The following is a 17659-nucleotide window of genomic DNA, read 5'->3' as shown; positions in this document are numbered from 1 at the left end:
TCTATCTTCGACGGTATAATCTTTCAGGTCTGCCGACCCGCCCATGTTGAATGATTGCTTCAAGAAAACTGGTTGACGTGCAGTACTCAAGGTATCTTCGTGCTGTTGTTTTACTGATACCAACCAGTTTTCCCAGAGACTCGGCAGTGTGGGTAACGTCCTCTTCCTGATAGATGACTTTTATTTTATCTAGTGTCAGTTCGTCAATACCTTTGGGCAAATTGTCCTGATATTGGGCTTTTGACTGAAAGTTCAGCAACTCATCAACGTGCCTTTGATTGAAATTGTCAGAAGCTTTCAGAGAACTGGTGTATTTTAAATACCGTTCCAGTGAATCCTGCAAACGGTCGTAGGCAATCGGTTTGAGTAAATAGTCAAAAACACCACAGCGAACAGCTTCTCTGACGGTCTCCATATCTGAAGCTGCAGTGACAAAAATAACGTCGGGCATACTACCGCCTGAGATCATTTCTTTTAGCAAATCCAGACCTCGTCCGTCAGGCAGAAAGTTATCCAATATAATTAGTTGTGGTTTTAAAAGACGGATCATATTGCGCGCTTCGGTCAGAGTGCGGGCAACACCGATGGGGCGAAATCTTGGCATTTGATTCAGGTAGTAAGTGTGAAAATCAGAAATACTGACTTCATCTTCAACAATTAATACATCAAATACATCCATTATTATGTACTCACGTTAGGGATGAAAATAGAAAAAATAGTACCTTTGGGCTCAGCATGGTCAGTCAATATAGTGCCATTGGCTTGTGTCACAAGACGATGAACGAGATATAAACCGATTCCATGTCCCGGCTGTTCCTTGCTACTGACGCCTTTGGTAAAAAGTGAATCAGAAATCTCTTCAGGAATACCTGTGCCATTATCAGCAACTTCAATCACGAGTTCATCAGAAGCATCGGTCAGAAGCAGAGAGATGACTTTATTACTGTTATCGTTTTTTAAGGTAGCTTCGAAGGCATTGTCAAGCAGATTACCCAAAATTGCGGCAAGTTCGTCAGATGATATGCCTTGTGGTTCTTTTTGCATTTGGCAGAGTGGATCAAATTCCAGCTGCAGGCCGAGTTCTTTTGCCCGGCTATATTTTCCCAGAAGTAGTCCGGCGACGATCCGCGAGCAGAACGTCTGGGCAATATAATCGATCAGTTGTTGCTGATTTTGTGTTTCTTTACGAATTGCCTGAATCGCTTCATCATAAGCGCCAATCTGGACTAACCCGCCGATGGTTGATAACCGGTTGGCATATTCGTGACTCAGTACCCGTAGATTTTCCGTATGTTGTTGGATTTGTGAAATTTGAGATGTCAGTGTATTGATATCATCCCGACGCCGGAAACTGACAACCCAACCAATGTTTTTTTCGTGATCCCAGATATTCACCCGGTTGGCAATCAGGGTTTCTCCATTACAGGTAATGAGTTCATCCTGTTGATCACTGGTATCGGCTTTACCGTGTGGATCGGTTCCCATAAAAAATGAAGCCGGAGTAACAAACTCAGTAATCATGCGGCCCAGGAGATATTTGGGCGGGTGGACAATTCCCAGAGTTTTTAGCGCCCGGGTATTCACCGACAATATTTCGCCACTGGTATTCACCGCAATGATGCCCTCATAAACACTTTGTAATACTGAACTTTGTAAACGGAGAGATAGGGCTATTTCTTCTGGTTCCATATCAAACATTTGTTGTTTGATATGTTTTGTGAACAGCCACGCGCCAAGAGTCGATAAAATTAATAGTGCAAAAACAGCATAAAAAAGCGGGTAAGAATAAAATGCCAGCCAGTCGCTGATACTATTGACCAGATAACCAACCGAAACCACACCGATAATTTCATTCTGACGATTAATGATTGCAGATTTACCGCGAATAGCAAATCCCAAACTGCCTTCTCTCAGGGAAGAGTAGTATTCTCCATATTTTAATGCCCGGACATTATCACCGCCTTGCATCGGAAAACCGACTTTATCAGAGTCAGGATGCGCCAGACGAATACCTTTTTTATTGCCGATGACAATGAAGTCAGCATCAGAAATACCCTGCAGTTCCCGGACTGTTTTCTGAATATCTTCAACATTATGGTGTTCAATATTTTGAATCAGTACCTTGTTATGTGCGATCTCTCTGGCCTGAATAACTGCTTTGGTTCTGATCTGATGTTCCAGACTTTTGCTGAGTGTTATATGAAAAAAGACCGTGACAAGTGTCAACTGAATAGAAATTACAAAGATCAGCAGAAGCGCGACTCGGAGTCTGAATGAAAGCTTCTGGCATATCTGAGTATGAGCAACTTGAAAAATCGTTTTGAACATGACTGTAAAGTACTTATCTTTTATCAGGTTAGTGTATCGATTCTATCAATGAATAGAATTGATGGTTGTCTATAAAAATCATCTTTAAGCACTGAATACCGAATTATTCTATTTCGAATATATTCAGGGGTATTGTTGGGTTTATCCAGACAATACCCCTGAAATATTTCCGGGCTGATAGCTACCCGAGTACATATTTGATCATTACGCCGGCAGCGACTGCCGAACCAATGACACCAGCGACATTCGGTCCCATTGCATGCATCAGCAAAAAATTCTGTGCATTAGTCTCTAGGCCGATTTTATTGGAAACCCTGGCAGCCATCGGTACGGCGGATACTCCCGCTGAACCTATCAGAGGGTTTACTTTCTGTGTGGAAAAACGGTTGAGTAGTTTTGCCATCAAAACTCCGGCTGCCGTTCCGACACAGAATGCAACGACTCCGAGAGTCAGAATGCCGATTGTTTGTGGCTGTAAAAATTTCTCCGCAACTAATTTTGAGCCGACTGAAAGACCCAGAAAAATTGTCACTGTATTGATCAATGCGTTCTGGGCCGTATCGGATAACCTATCGACGACACCACATTCGCGCATCAGATTACCGAAGCAGAACATTCCCAGCAGCGGAGTTGCCGACGGGAGCAACAGCGCAATCAGTATCAACAGTAGCAGAGGGAAACAGATTTTCTCTGCTTTATGGACCGGGCGCAACTGATTCATCTGGATACTCCGCTCTTCATGAGTGGTCAGCGCCCGCATAATCGGTGGCTGAATCATCGGAACCAGAGCCATGTAGGAGTACGCCGCGACGGCTATTGCTCCGAGTAATTCAGGGGCCAGAAGGCTGGACACATAAATTGCTGTTGGCCCGTCGGCTCCACCGATGATACCGATCGATGCGGCCTGTGCGACACTGAAGTCCATTATTCCCAGACTACTCAATCCCAGAGCTCCCAGAATGGTAGAGAAAATACCAAACTGTGCCGCAGCACCTAACAGCAATGTTTTGGGATTAGCCAGTAAAGGGCCGAAGTCAGTCATTACACCGACGCCCATGAAAATCACAAGAGGGGCGGCACCAGATGCAATAGCAACTTTATAAAACTGATATAACATTCCATCACTATACTGATATTGTTCAGCGAGCAGATGAATTTCTGTCAGTTGTTTCGGTGTAGCCGTGAGCATAGCCTGCTTGACGATCTCGGTAGAATCTGCGGATGTGTGGAGTATCCGGGCAAACTCAGCCATGACTTCTGGCCTGGCTGCATGCATGGCGTTTTCAATTGCTGAAAGTGCCAGACCTGCATCCGGTAAGTTTGCCAGTATCCCGCCGAAACCGATAGGAACCAAAAGTAGTGGTTCGAAGTTTTTAACAATGGCCAGATAGAGGAGTAACAGTCCGACCAGGATCATGATGGTTTGTCCCAGAGAGATATGGAACAGGCCAAAGTCATTGATTAGTGCGATCGCTTGGTTCATATCATTTTACCTTGTTACGCAATCATCAACAGAGCGTCACCCACCTGCACGGAATCACCTTCACTGATCGTGATTCGCTGGATAACACCATTTTTGGGCGCTCTGATTTCTGTTTCCATCTTCATTGCTTCCAGAATCAGCAATACATCACCTTCCTGTACTGTTTCTCCCGGTTGGGCATGGATTTTCCAGATATTTCCGGCTAACGGCGCTGACATAACTTCACCATCGGCTGATTCCGTCGCTGAATCTTTTTGCTCCGGTGAGGATGCCGCTACTGAGGTGGTTGTAACCTGACTGATATCTCCACCTTCATCAACTTGCACAACATAACTTTGCTGGTTGACTGTGATGGTGTACACGCCATGACCACTCTGAGTGACTGCCGATTGTTTGGCTGATTCCGTTTCTGCCGGTTTTACTTCTACTTCCGGTTTGGGTTCAAAAGCATCGGGATTGTTACGGTTAGCAAGGAATTTCCAGCCAACTTGCCCAAATAGAGCAATAGTCAGGACATCATCTACCGGTGGAGTAGAGAGGGGAATATTTTTGCTTCTTGCTTCGTTGACGACGTCTTCTGATAACTTTTGCATTTCGGCACCAAGATAGTCTGCCGGACGAGCTGTAATTGGTTCTTTGCCTTCCAGTACCCGACTCTGAAGTTCTGGATCAACCGGCATCGGTGTTTTGCCATATTCTCCACGCAACACGCCAGCTGTTTCCTTCGTGATATTTTTGTAACGCTCTCCCAGCATGACATTAATGACGGCCTGAGTACCGACAATTTGTGATGTTGGCGTCACCAGAGGCAGGTAGCCGAGATCTTTGCGTACTCGGGGAATCTCTTCTAAAACTTCATCCAGTTTATCCAGTGCATTCTGTTGTTTTAACTGGCTTTCCATGTTGGTCAACATACCACCGGGAACCTGTGCAACTAGAATCCGGGAGTCTGAACCTTTGAGTTGTCCTTCGAACGAGGCATATTTCTTACGGATGTCTCTGAAATAAGCAGCGATTCTTTCTAAGCGGATAATATCCAGTCCCGTGTCATATGGTGTATCGGCTAATGTGGCAACCAGTGATTCTGTCGGCGGATGTCCATAGGTTCCGCTCATTGATGAAATCGCTGTATCAACCCGATCAATACCTGCTTCGATGGCTTTCAGTACGGTCATATCTGCCAGCCCGGCAGTTGAATGACAGTGTAAGTGTAGTTCGACACCGACTTGTTTTTTCAGCGTAGACACCAGTTCTTCAGCTCTGTAAGGCGTTAGTATTCCTGCCATATCTTTGAGTGCGATAGAATCAACCCCAATTTCTGCCAGTTGCTGAGCGACATCGATCCAAGTGTTCAAATCGTGGGCCGGGCTGGTGGTGTAGGATAGGGTTCCCTGAGCGTGTGCCCCCATTTTTTTCACCGCCTGAATTGCCTGTTTCATATTACGGACATCATTCATCGCGTCGAAGACCCGGAAAACATCCATACCGTTTTTGACCGCGCGCTCGACAAAGGTGTCGACTACATCATCGGCGTAGTGCCGGTAACCCAGTAAATTTTGACCGCGGAGTAACATTTGCAACGGGGTTTTGGGAATCGCCTGTTTCAACTGCCGGAGTCTTTCCCAGGGATCTTCTCCCAGAAAACGGATACAGCTATCAAATGTTGCACCTCCCCAACATTCGAGAGACCAGTAACCGATATCATCCAGTTCAGCAGCAATCGGCAGCATATCCTCAAGTCTGAGGCGGGTAGCAAATAAAGATTGATGGGCATCTCTGAGAACAACATCGGTAATACCAATACTTTTTTTAACAGAATTCATCAAAATATCTCCTTTACGACTGAGAATGTTTTGCACGATGGCAGTGAACGGCAGCAGTTAACACTGCAATAAGCTGAGCATCATCAATTGATGCCGGTTGTGATATCTCCGGATAAAGTGGGACTTCTGGTGTTTGTGTTTTAGCGACATGACGGCAGATCATCTTTGACATGACGTTTGTTGCAAAAACAAGGAAAACGAGAAAGATAAAAACAAATCCCATCCCTAGGACAAGGAGATTCACTCCTTCCATAAATAGTGATTGTCCAGACATTGAAGAGAACCTTTCAGGTTGAGCGCGCCGGATGGCGCGCTGAAAGATGAAGTCGAATGGTATTAAGTGAAGAGACCAAACACGACACTTGCGATGATCAACACGATACCGCCACCGAGACGTGAGGAAATTTGAGCATAAGACAGTAAGCTCATCCGGTTGGAGGCTGCCAGAACTTCAAGGTCACCGGAGCCTCCACGGTTGGCCATGCACAAACCGGCAGTAATTGAGGATTCTACCGGGTAGAATCCCATGAACCAGCCACCCAGCGCGGCGCCAATAATTGCACCGAATACGATCAAGGCTGCAATGATGACGTTGGTGAATGTTAAGGCATTCATAATTTCACCCAGATCTGTATAAGCAATACCGACGCCAACCATCAGAACCCATAACAGTTGTTTCGAAAAGAAGGAAGAGAGACGTTTGGCACCTTCTTTTATTTCGTCAGTACAAATACCGACAGCGTTGATAATGGCGACAATAATGACCATGTAAGCGAATGTGTGGATTTTAATATCACCGAATCCGGGCAGGATATGTTTGGATAATGAAACTGAGAAGGTGTATACACAGGCAGCAAGCATCAGGCCAATAGCAATTTCACGAGGTGTAATGTTTGGTGTTTTGTTATCTTCTTCGACATTGAATTGCGATTTGCGTAACAATTCTCCGTTACCGGTCAGTGAAGGCATTTTGTCTCCCAGACCATTCAGAACTGCTGCTGCGATGATCGCAACAATGTTTGCAATGGTCAGGATGGCAATGGCAACTGAATAGTACTGCTCTTTTGAGCCACCAGTGACAGATTCATAGATTTCAGACAGAGGAATTGCTCCGGCACCATTACCGCCGCCCATAATTGGTAAAACATAAAGCATCATGATCCGATCGACAGGAATACCGAAAGCCAGGCCGCCTAAAATTCCGAGAATAGATGCGCCAACAACTGCGGCAAGAATAGTGGGAATATAACCGACCAGAGAACGAAGCAGCAGTTTTCTATTCACGGCAAGAATTGAACCGGTAATTAATACCGCAATGAATAGATCGAGAAAGTCAGTCTTTTTCATCACATCAGTGACAACCGAGACTTCTTTCTGAGTTAGCAGCCCCATATGGACAAACCAGGCTGCCACAAGGAAAATCATAACAGGTGCACCACCAATATATTTATTGAATATAGGCAGGCGCTTCCCTAATTCTCCGAAGATTGCACCAATGACAAACATGAAGCCGAAACCACCGACAATATTATTTGGTAGTGTATCAGTTACGTGTGCTGCCAGAACTACAAGAAATAGCAGGGCAAACAAATGGAATGGTATGCCGAATATTTTTATTTGTGACAGAAGCGATTGACCGCTGGATACGTCACTTGTTTTTGTTATTCGTAACGTTTTTTCATTCATAATCAATTTCCGTAGGTTGATGTTCAATTTAACAATCTAGAGAAAAAATTGATCAATAATTGTGAAAAAGTTCATTGAATGGGGTGGCTTTAAAATTATCAATGACGTTAATGGTTTTTATTATTTGATTATTATTAAAAACAATGAGATATGTAATTTAAATCATTAAATTCATAAAGAGTTTTTAAGCTCGCATATAAAGTGATTCATATCATTATTTTATGGATATAAAAGTCGCACACTATGCCGTGACAAGTATGGTATACAGAGGCAGTACGGCATGTTAGACGAGATATCCTTTTCCCGGGTTCCGATTACGAATCGCTGCAAGATAAGTAAAATTCGAAGCTTTCTGGCGAGTAACGGACTGGATATTGATGAAGATGTAGAATATTTCATTGTAGGGAAACATTTATCCGGTCAGATATTAGCCTGTGGGGCAATCGCCGGGAAAGTTTTAAAGTCGATTGCAATTGAGAAAACGTTCCGGGGAAGCGGGCTTTCTTTAACACTCATGACAGAATTAACTAATTTTGCTTATGAGCTGGGACGTTATAATCTGTTTCTGTTTACCAAACCTCAGAATTTTAATTTATTTCGCCAGTCTGGTTTTTTCCCGCTTGCTCAAGTCGATGATGCCATGATTCTCATGGAAAATAGTCCGAACCGCTTCCGTTCATACTGTCAGCAACTCAAACTGTTGAAAGTCTCCGGCCATCGTATCGGTAGTATTGTGATGAATGCAAATCCGTTCACTCTGGGTCATCAGTATCTTGTAGACAAAGCTTGCGCAGAATGTGATTGGGTTCATCTGTTTGTTGTCCGGGAAGAAGGGAAAGATTTTTCTTATACTGAACGGCTGAAAATGATTCGGGAAGGGACACGACATCTGAAAAATATCACGGTTCATCCCGGCTCGGATTATATGATCTCGCGGGCAACATTTCCGACCTATTTCATCAAAGATCAGAAAAAAATCAATTACTGTCATACCGCTCTGGATCTTAAATTATTCCGTGACGGCATTGTCCCTGCACTGGGAATAACTCACCGGTATGTCGGTACAGAGCCGCTCTGTCCGGTGACCAGCCATTATAACGAATCGATGCATTACTGGCTGGAAACGTCGGCTTCATTACCTCGGGCTATTGAAATCATAGAAGTGCCAAGGAAAGTGATTGGTGGTGAGCCGGTATCAGCTTCAAGAGTACGTCAATTATTAATCCAGCAAGACTATGAGCAGGTTGCGGAACTCGTACCGGAAACTACCTGCCAGATTTTATTTCGTGATGATGTTCTGCGCCACAATACGCCAAAGTCTGTTGCGGCCTGAACGGCATCCCATGTAGAGAATTTAAAATTAAAAAGGCCAAACTCATGGAAATTAAACAACCAGCGTTTGCAGGAACTCTGGAGTCCAGTGATCTTCAGGTTCGGATCGTTCCTAATGATGAAGGTGGCATCATTATTCATCTCGACAGTACTGTGCAAAAGCAATTCGGAGAAGTAATCAGGAAAGTTGTTCTTGAATCTCTGCGGGAGTTGCAGGTTCGTGATGCAATTTTAACCATTGAAGATAAGGGTGCTCTGGATTGTGTAATTCAGGCACGGGTGCAGGCTGCGGTGATGCGGGCCTGTGATGTAGAACAGATCGATTGGAGTCTATTGTCATGAGTCGACTGCGCAGAAGTATGCTGTTTGTTCCCGGAGCCAATGCCGCAATGTTGAGTAATACCTTTATCTATAAACCGGATGCCATTATGTTCGATCTCGAAGATTCTGTAGCATTACGGGAAAAGGATACTGCCCGGATGTTGGTTTATCGTGCGCTGCAACATCCTTTGTACCAGGATATTGAAACGGTGGTACGGGTGAATCCTATCGACTCCAGATTCGGTATGAATGATTTAAATGCCGTTGTCAGAGGCGGTGCTGATGTGGTTCGTTTACCAAAGACTGATACGGCACATGATGTCACTCTGATGGCAAGGCAGATTGAAGAAATTGAGAGAGCCTGTGGCCGCGCAGTCGGAAGTACGAAATTATTGGCTGCGATTGAAAGTGCTCAGGGAATTAACAATGCGGTAGAAATTGCTCATAGTTCTTCCCGATTGATCGGTATTGCTCTCGGGGCTGAAGATTATGTCCGTGACCTGAGGACAAACCGTTCCCCGGAGGGAACGGAATTACTTTTCGCCAGATGCAGTATTCTGCAGGCTGCACGTGCGGCAGGGATTATGGCATTTGATACGGTTTACTCGGATGCCAATAACGAAGAGGGTTTTTTGCGGGAGGCTGAGCATATTAAACAGCTTGGATTTGATGGTAAGTCATTGATTAACCCACGCCAGATAGACCTGCTGCATAACGTTTATGCGCCGACTCAGAAAGAAGTCGATTACGCTTATGCAGTGATTGAAGCGGCTGAAGAAGCAGAGCAACAGGGATTAGGTGTTGTCTCTCTGAACGGCAAAATGGTCGATAGTCCAATCATTGAACGTGCACGCTGGACATTGCAACGTGCTGAATCCGGTATCAAACAATAGAGGCTGTGTGTTATGAGTGTCAGTACGTTAAATAATCCAATTTCTCTTGATGAACTGGAAGTTCATTCGTTAACGCCATATACAAGCCCGAATGCTATGACGCCGCATCTGGCGGAGGAAAGATTTAAAAAAGGAAGAAAACTCAAAGGATCACTGGAACAGGCCATTATGGAACTGGGTCTGGCCGATGGAATGACGATTTCATTTCACCACGCATTCCGGGGCGGCGATAAAACCATTAATGCAGTTATGGATGTGATTGCCAGAATGGGTTTCAAAGATCTGACGTTGGCTTCCAGTTCACTTACTTCAATCCATTCACCATTAGTCGAACATATCCGCAACGGTGTTGTACGCAAAATTTATACATCTGGATTACGGGGTGAGCTTGCTGAAGAAATCTCTCGGGGATTACTCAAAGAACCCGTCCATATTCACTCTCATGGTGGTCGTGTACATCTGGTTCAGAGTGGCGAACTTCATATTGATATGGCATTTATCGGTGTTCCCTGCAGTGATGAATTTGGTAATGCCAATGGTGTTCAGGGTAAATCACGATGTGGTTCTCTTGGTTATGCTCAGGTTGATGCTCAGTATGCGAATCGGGTTGTCATTCTGACAGAATCGTTGGTCAACTATCCGAATGCTCCGGCTTCGATCAGTCAGGATTGTGTTGATGCTGTTGTTCAGGTGCCTGAAGTGGGCGACCCGGATAAAATTGGTGGCGATGCAACAAGGATGACGAAGAATCCGCGTGAGCTACTGATTGCCAAACATGCCGCCGAAGTGATCGAACATTCCGGATATTTTAAGTCTGGCTTCTCTCTGCAGACCGGTTCTGGTGGGGCTTCTCTGGCCGTTACCCGCTTTCTGAAAGATAAAATGGTAAAGAATAATATAGTCGCATCATTTGGCTTAGGTGGCATTACGGCAACGATGGTTGATTTACATGAGCAGGGATTGATTGAGACATTGCTGGATGTTCAGTGTTTTGATGCTGTTGCAGCTGACTCTTTGTCCCGCAACCCGAATCATCATGAAATTTCAGCCAATGAATATGCGAATCCTTCGTCAAAAGGAGCAGTGGTTGATCGCCTGGACGTCGTGATTCTCAGTGCTCTGGAAATTGATACGCATTTTAATGTCAATGTGATTACCGGCTCAGATGGTGTCATTCGTGGTGCCTCCGGTGGTCATTGTGATACAGCTGCAGCCGCTAATCTGACGATTGTGGTTGCACCGTTGGTCAGAGGGCGGATCCCGACCGTTGTTGAGCGAGTAACAAATGTTGTGACTCCGGGAGCTTCAGTTGATGTGCTGGTGACGGATCATGGGATTGCCGTTAATCCAAGACGCGAAGATCTGCTCGAAAAGCTGAAGACAATTTCAATTCCGGTGTTCTCTATCGATGCATTGCAGGAACGGGCTGAACTCATTACCGGCAAACCAGAACCTATTCGGTTCACGGATAGAACAATTGCCTTTGTTCGTTATCGGGATGGTTCCGTAATTGATGTAATCAAAGAGGTGGCAGAATGACACATATAGCAGAAACACCAGTTAATCTGTGTGAGTTACTGGATCGAAAAGAGTTGCGGGCGAAAACCCAGTTGGCCTGGTTGAGAACATATGGTGTTCCATTGGTTTCTTTCAGTATCAATATGCCGGGGCCGGTAAAGCTCAATGCAACCAGTGAGCATGTTTTCTCTCAAGGGCTGGCAGCATTAGAAGCCGCCTGCCGCGCGCAGGGCTGGAAAATATCGGCGCAGCAGATTCATCATGATAAAACGGGTCCTGAGGGAATCTTTGCGATTCAGGGAGTGAGTGCATCTGTTCTGAAAAAACAGATGATGCAAATAGAGAAAACACATCCGATAGGGCGACTGATGGACCTTGATGTTATTGATAAACAAGGGAAGAGCATTAGCAGAAAGGCATATCAGATAGGGCGGCGAAAGTGCTTATTGTGTCAGGAAGACGCTGTTATCTGTGCTCGTTCCCGTAGGCATCCACTTCAGGATCTTTTAGCAAAGATAGAGGAAATGGCTCATGCAGACGAGTGCTGTCATTGATCTATTATTTGATGAGCAACAATGGTTATTAAATTCTGAAAATATTGGTGCGTTACATTGTCACATTGATGGTCAGTTTCCGCTTGATCAACTGGTTGGAAATCTGGCTTATCATGCCATGATGCTGGAAGTCCATCTGACACCGAAACCTGGTTTGGTCGATACTGTGAATCAGGGTGCTCATCAGGATATGGATCTGGATTTATTCGTTCAGAGTGCCAATGCTCTGGCACCTTACATGGCCCGTTTTGTCCGGGCTGGATGGCAACATCACAATCTACCGGTGGCATCACTACTGTCTATGCTAAGACCAGTTGGCATTGAGGCTGAAGCAGCAATGTTTGAGGCGACAAGTGGTGTAAATACGCATAAGGGAATGATTTTTTCTATGGGGCTGATATGTGGAGTTGTCGGCTGGTTAAAAGCGAACCGGTTAAATGTTGATTCTCTCTATATCAGTAAAGCGGTGAGTCAGTGTTGCCAACATCTGGTCTGGAACGAACTCAGAGATCTGTGCCATCGGTTACCGGTGACTCAGGGAGAAAAACTGTATCAGCAGTATGGTGTTACCGGAGCCAGAGGTGAGGCTGCGTCTGGTTTTAGTACGGTTATGGTTTATGCTTTACCGGCATATCAATCCTGTATTGAGCAGGGTTTTTCGACCGAGCAGGCGTTATGGCAGACATTACTGGTATTAGTTGCCAATAATCAGGACACTAACTTACTTTCCCGAGGGGGAATGGCGGGATTACAGTATGCTCAGGAATATGCACTCAGTATATTGGCTGCCGGGGGAGTTTCTGCTCCGGATATTGAAGCTGCATTGAGCCAGTTTGATCGCTGCCTGATCGAACGGAATTTAAGTCCGGGGGGAAGCGCTGATTTACTTGCTGTGACCTGGTTAATTGCTGAACTGGAGCAAATCTTCCCGCGTAAAGACTAGTTTCATGGAATTTGTAACACATTTGATGTGGTTGCCCTTCGGTAGTTGACTGCTGCTATCGAAGGTTTTTTTGTTGAATTATTCTCAGATACCGGTGAATAAAACGGGTATCAATACCCTGAACTCGTAGTTTTAGTTCCAGTCGGTGTAACTGATGTAATTTATCGGTAACTTCACCATCATCTGCTTGATTCTGAACGGTTGTCAGAAGTTCGCATAACCGGAGTGCTTCTTGTCGTTGTGCCAGCTCCGGTGGAATATAACCTGCGTTTTTCAGCAGATGATAACCGACTCGCAGAGATTCCGGGATCAGGCTCCAGTCTTCTAACGCTAACGGTTGTCCGGAACCTTGTAGATGATCAAGCTCTCCTTTTTGCAGTGCTGACTGGATGTGCCGTTCTGCAAGCTTGTCAATCAACAGCGACATGGTGAACACTCCTTTTCAACTGCTGGCATGATAATAACTACAATACGAAATAACCCCACAGTGCTGAAACCGGCATTGCCAGAATTAATGCGGGAATCATATTGGCAACCGGATAAGTCAGGATACCACAAATTCTGAAACCGGTAGCCAGCATGACCAGACCTCCGACAGCAGAGAAATCGGCAATCATTTCTGGTGTTGTCAATGGCATGATCGCGTTGGCTGAAAAGTAGAGTATCAGCTGTATCAGGCATTGGGGAATTGCCAGCATTGCCACCGGAAGCCCCAGTCTGATAGCAAAAATAGTTGCAGTAAATAAGTCCAGGAATGATTTTACAATCAGGAGCGAAGGATCTCCGGTGACACCTTCGTTAATCGCACCGAATACTCCGGTAGAACTGACACAGAACAGGATCAGAACGGAGATAAATTTATCCATATAATCATGGTGGTGCATCGTTGAGTCAGGCGGCGAGGAAATTTTCCCCATACCATGTTTAAGCAGACCGGCAAAGCCTTTGATGCGTTCCTCCAGCTGAATCAGTTCTCCCAGTGTTGAACCAATCAGAAGCGCCAGGATCACTGCTGCTAAAAGCTGGACTTTGCCCATCATTGCTATACCGAGACCCATGGAAGCGAGTCCGAAAACAACGGGCATTCTTGTTTGTAACCGTTCAGGAACTTTGTCGCCAAATAATGCGCCGATACCGCTGCCAAGAATTATAGCCGAGGCATTGACAAGGGGACCTATCATGAGAAATATCCTTTTACCGTGAAATAATAATTATGAGCGTACGGATTCCAGGCAACTCACTTTGAGCGACCTACAACGGATTCTGCTTCCAAAATATGAGCAATAGGCATCATACGCCGGATATATGAGAGATAACTTCCCGGACAGTTTTGTGAATTATGCTGTCGAACAGAACTTCGTTTGGATAGGGGGTGAAATACCCGGAACCAGAAAAAAGATGGACTATGTGTTGAGTACCATAGTGAGTCTGTATTTTGGCGAAAAATTTGCCGGACGACAAGTCCCTTTACTATTTATTTTATAAAATAACTGCAATTTATCTGATGTAGGAAAGAAAAATTCACTCGGTTAAATAAGAACTTAGGTAATTATTTATTTCATGTATATATTTGTGGAAAAATCGTCACAGAAGAGTGGCTAACCGATAAGAAAGTATAAAAATTCTTACGCTTTCTGGAAGTGAGAACGCGTTTTGTGTGGTTATTCATCGTGATTAAAATGAACATTAGTACAAAACGCGCTCTGATTTTACGGGTTATTGTTTGCCCAGATCAAAGTACTTAACCAGTTCATCTAACTGCCGGGAAACATTGTGCAAATGATGGCTGGCATCGGTCATTTTATCTGAGAGAGTGGTTGTTTCATTGGTGAGCAGATTAATATCCTCGATATTTTCACCGAGTTCGGCCACCACTGAAGACTGTTCTTCGGTCGCTGCTGCATTTTGTGTGTTTTGATCATTCAGTTGATGAATGTGATGACTGATCTCCTGCAATGAATGACTGGTTGCCATAGCGTGTTCGACAACGATTTGACTCTTGTCTTTTCCAAGCTCCATCGCTGAAACTGCCCGGGCAGATTCATTACGCAACCTTTCGATTACTTCCTGAATCTCATCAGTTGATGCAGCAGAGCGGGTTGCGAGATTGCGGACTTCATCAGCAACGACTGCAAAGCCCCGGCCTTGTTCACCGGCTCTGGCCGCTTCAATAGCGGCATTGAGCGCCAACAGATTCGTCTGTTCAGAAATTCCCCGGATTGTATCAAGAATGGTACTGATATCTTCGACCTGATGGCTGAGTGACTGTACCACTTCACTTGACTGATCTAAGGTCTCGGTCAATGCTTCAATCTCCTGCTGGGAGCGCATGACAATCTGGTTGCTTTCTGATGTCTGTTGAGTTGCCTGATGTGCTGTCTCGGCTGCTCCGGCAGCATTTGCTGCAATCTCACTGACAGTACTTCCCATCTCAGTAATTGCTGTTGCCACCTGAATAATACGTTCACTCTGACGGGTACAGTTGTTATGTGTCAGCTTGGATTGTTGTGCAACATCCTGTGCTGTTTCTGCAAGCTCCCGGGCACTATCGGAAAGGGCACGCATAGAAGTGTGGATTTTTTCTATAAACCGGTTGAAGCTTTCAGCAATCTGACTGATCTCATCCTGACCGGATAGATTGATGCGTGTATGCAGAGCCAGATTGTCTGCTGCATAAGTGATTGAATTTTTAAGGGAATCGACCCGTTTTCTCAGTTGGATTACGATCCATGTCGATACAATAATAGAAGCCAGCAGACTCAGTGCAATAGTGATGATCATCATCATTTGGGCCTGACTGTAGGTATCAACACCGGTTTGATTGTGTTTTTGCGCCTGTGTCAACAGGGCATCAAGTAACTTGTTTGAGGCTTTGCGGGTTGTATTGTAATAACCGACATAGCGAGTTTTATAGATGTCTCTGGCTGCTTCCAGATCGTTTTGTCCCAAGGCATCCAGAAGCGGATTTAATGCCTGAGTGATCATGTCTTCATAGTCTTTTTGCAACTTCAGTGCATCACGTTTGAGTGCCGGGTCAACCTGAGTATCTACGGCCAGCTGCATTGCCTGACGCATTTCAGGAATATCTTCCTGATGGGCTTCTTCAACTCGTTTCTGAATGCTTTTTTTATCTTTCAGGGATGTGTCCTGCATTAGCATCATATCGATACCGACCCGCATTCTCGGGATCCGGGATGAAGCTTCCGCCATCGCCCGTAAAGGTTCTGCCGTGTTGACATAGAGTTGTTCGGACTGATGTTGGATATTGGCCATTTTATGGAGGCTATTGATACCGACGAGAACCAGCGCAATACAAGGAATTGCAACAGCAATAATCAGTCGTAATTTTAAGGTGAGACGATTCTGAAACATTCACATTTCCTACTGAGTGAAATAAAGTCATCGGAAAATCGGTAGTCTGAATTTTGTACACTATCTACTGCGCACAAGTTCAATGTTTCCAAGAACTATATGGAATACTGAATGAATAGATTTCCGGTGAGACTCATAATGATACGGTTGGCTTGTATGTTGTTCGTGATGTATACCATCACCTAGCTACTTTATTGTTTAATAAGGAGAAATTCAAACTGCCACTATATTTTAAATCTTTCCTTTATTTTTATTAGGTTAGAAGTACAAATCCGTCATGAATGGCACATTTATATTTATGTTTACTTGGCATTACATTGCAAACTATGAAGCAATATCTCATTTTTGAGATTTGTGGAACCCTGCTTTTCCTCTGGTCAGATCTGTGGCTCTGTCTGAATTTGTGTGATCAGGTAATCCAGAAACGAGGAAACAGCTTTCGGAAGCGTTCTTCCTGTAAGAACCTGTACTTCAGTATTCCTGATCCCCATACCCCGATCGGTGATTGGAATGGCTTTGACAAAACCACTCTGTATCAAACGCCGGACAGATATTTCACCGGAAAGTGAAATTCCGGCACCGCTGATAGTGAATTGATTGAGAGCCGACATATAACTGCTGATGAGTGCCGGTTCATAACGGAGTTGCTGCTGACTGGTACAGATATCGAACAATTGCCGTACGGTAGTGTCGGCATGGGGAAGGGCCAGTGGATAGGCTGTAATTTGCGTTAGACTGACTTTCTTTTTTTCCGAGAGTGGATGACCCGGAGGAACAATGGCCATAATCGGCGCAGGCTGGGTATGAACTACCTTGATTTCCTGACTGGGCTGAATACTGAAAGTCAGCCCGATATCTGCCTCTCCATTGCGGATAGATTCAGATACACCTCCCGGAGAACGGACATCGATCTGAAACTGTATCCCTTTGAATTTTTCCTGATACTGTCCGATACACAACGGGAGAAACTCCATGGCAAACCCTTCGGTGCTTGCCAGCACTACTTTACCTCTCTGGAGTCCTTCCAGTGATTCTATTTCTCCGAGAATCCGGTCCGTTTCCAGCAGGACTTTCCGTGCATAAGCAGCCAATAGTTCTCCTGATGCACTCAGAACCATCCCTCTGGGACGTCGTTCAAACAGGGAAGTTCCTAATAAATTTTCTAGGTTTGAGATTTGTCTGCTAATCGCACTGGTTGCAACATTAAGGTGAGTTGAAGCCTCCCGGATAGATCCGGATCGGGCTACTTCGAGAAAATATCGTAGTGCGGGTGCAGTCAGGTGGTGGATCGCAGCCATTCGTGTTCCTCCGAGCTATTTTTCTATAACTATCGAGAATATAACCATTTTGGTGCCCTGTTTTGAAGCATTAGAGTTGCATTTAAGGCAACGATATATTGCTTATTT

16 protein-coding genes are annotated in these 17659 nt (G+C 44.9%); 6 read left to right on the top strand and 10 right to left on the bottom strand.

Translation table 11 applies throughout. The annotated features are described in order from the left end of the window. Position 1: 1 nt before the first annotated feature. The 6 genes from OCU74_RS08725 to citS all read right to left on the bottom strand — a co-directional run bounded on the left by OCU74_RS08725 (position 2) and on the right by citS (position 7320). Positions 2 to 682 carry a response regulator gene (locus tag OCU74_RS08725; protein ID WP_200807677.1) on the bottom strand — a complete coding sequence of 227 codons (681 nt, stop codon included), beginning with the start codon at positions 680 to 682 and terminating at the stop codon, positions 2 to 4. Then, positions 682 to 2328, bottom strand: coding sequence for an ATP-binding protein (locus OCU74_RS08720; RefSeq protein WP_087479353.1), 1647 nt, complete (start codon positions 2326 to 2328; stop codon positions 682 to 684). Before OCU74_RS08720 ends, OCU74_RS08725 begins: the two co-directional genes overlap by 1 nt. A 181-nt stretch (positions 2329 to 2509) precedes the next feature. Further along, positions 2510 to 3811 carry a sodium ion-translocating decarboxylase subunit beta gene (locus tag OCU74_RS08715; protein WP_087479352.1) on the bottom strand — a complete coding sequence of 434 codons (1302 nt, stop codon included), beginning with the start codon at positions 3809 to 3811 and terminating at the stop codon, positions 2510 to 2512. Positions 3812 to 3825: 14 nt separating this feature from the next. Next, the gene (gene oadA / locus OCU74_RS08710) at positions 3826 to 5634 is read right to left on the bottom strand and encodes a sodium-extruding oxaloacetate decarboxylase subunit alpha (RefSeq protein WP_087479351.1); all 1809 of its coding nucleotides are present in this window, start codon (positions 5632 to 5634) and stop codon (positions 3826 to 3828) included. A 13-nt stretch (positions 5635 to 5647) separates the two neighbouring features. Continuing rightward, positions 5648 to 5908 (bottom strand): OadG family protein, encoded by a 261-nt coding sequence (locus OCU74_RS08705; RefSeq protein WP_087479350.1) that lies wholly within the window; start codon positions 5906 to 5908, stop codon positions 5648 to 5650. 62 nt (positions 5909 to 5970) lie between these two features. Further along, positions 5971 to 7320, bottom strand: coding sequence for a citrate/sodium symporter CitS (gene citS, locus OCU74_RS08700; RefSeq protein ID WP_087479349.1), 1350 nt, complete (start codon positions 7318 to 7320; stop codon positions 5971 to 5973). Between the two features lie 280 nt (positions 7321 to 7600). On the opposite strand from citS, the gene citC reads away from it, so the two are divergent. The 6 genes from citC to citG are packed head-to-tail and all read left to right on the top strand — an operon-like array spanning position 7601 to position 12881. Continuing rightward, complete coding sequence (citC, locus tag OCU74_RS08695) at positions 7601 to 8653, top strand: [citrate (pro-3S)-lyase] ligase (RefSeq protein ID WP_087479348.1); 1053 nt, start codon at positions 7601 to 7603, stop codon at positions 8651 to 8653. Positions 8654 to 8697: 44 nt separating this feature from the next. After that, positions 8698 to 8994, top strand: coding sequence for a citrate lyase acyl carrier protein (gene citD / locus OCU74_RS08690; protein WP_087479347.1), 297 nt, complete (start codon positions 8698 to 8700; stop codon positions 8992 to 8994). Then, positions 8991 to 9866, top strand: a complete 876-nt coding sequence (citE, locus tag OCU74_RS08685) for a citrate (pro-3S)-lyase subunit beta (protein WP_200807649.1) — start codon at positions 8991 to 8993, stop codon at positions 9864 to 9866. The genes citD and citE overlap by 4 nt, the downstream gene beginning before the upstream one ends. A 12-nt stretch (positions 9867 to 9878) precedes the next feature. Then, on the top strand, positions 9879 to 11405 hold the full coding sequence (citF, locus tag OCU74_RS08680) for a citrate lyase subunit alpha (RefSeq protein WP_087479345.1): 1527 nt from the start codon (positions 9879 to 9881) through the stop codon (positions 11403 to 11405). Further along, positions 11402 to 11938, top strand: a complete 537-nt coding sequence (gene citX / locus OCU74_RS08675) for a citrate lyase holo-[acyl-carrier protein] synthase (RefSeq protein ID WP_087479344.1) — start codon at positions 11402 to 11404, stop codon at positions 11936 to 11938. Before citF ends, citX begins: the two co-directional genes overlap by 4 nt. Next, positions 11916 to 12881: a triphosphoribosyl-dephospho-CoA synthase CitG gene (gene citG / locus OCU74_RS08670; protein ID WP_087479343.1), complete on the top strand. Its 966-nt coding sequence runs from the start codon at positions 11916 to 11918 to the stop codon at positions 12879 to 12881. The genes citX and citG overlap by 23 nt, the downstream gene beginning before the upstream one ends. A gap of 55 nt (positions 12882 to 12936) precedes the next feature. Here citG and OCU74_RS08665 read toward each other — a convergent pair whose 3' ends face one another. From OCU74_RS08665 to OCU74_RS08650, 4 genes are all read right to left on the bottom strand, one after another. Then, a complete protein-coding gene (locus OCU74_RS08665) occupies positions 12937 to 13308 on the bottom strand; it encodes a DnaJ family domain-containing protein (protein WP_087479342.1) in 372 nt (123 codons plus the stop codon). Positions 13309 to 13345: 37 nt separating this feature from the next. Then, on the bottom strand, positions 13346 to 14062 hold the full coding sequence (locus tag OCU74_RS08660) for a DUF554 domain-containing protein (protein ID WP_087479341.1): 717 nt from the start codon (positions 14060 to 14062) through the stop codon (positions 13346 to 13348). Between the two features lie 535 nt (positions 14063 to 14597). Further along, on the bottom strand, positions 14598 to 16253 hold the full coding sequence (locus OCU74_RS08655; protein WP_087479339.1) for a methyl-accepting chemotaxis protein: 1656 nt from the start codon (positions 16251 to 16253) through the stop codon (positions 14598 to 14600). Positions 16254 to 16630: 377 nt separating this feature from the next. Then, complete coding sequence (locus tag OCU74_RS08650) at positions 16631 to 17551, bottom strand: LysR family transcriptional regulator (RefSeq protein ID WP_087479338.1); 921 nt, start codon at positions 17549 to 17551, stop codon at positions 16631 to 16633. Positions 17552 to 17659: the final 108 nt, after the last annotated feature.

Source organism: Vibrio mangrovi (assembly GCF_024346955.1).
Classification (GTDB): domain Bacteria; phylum Pseudomonadota; class Gammaproteobacteria; order Enterobacterales; family Vibrionaceae; genus Vibrio; species Vibrio mangrovi.
Note: the sequence above shows the minus strand (reverse complement) of the source record. Positions and strands in the feature narration are given on the sequence as shown.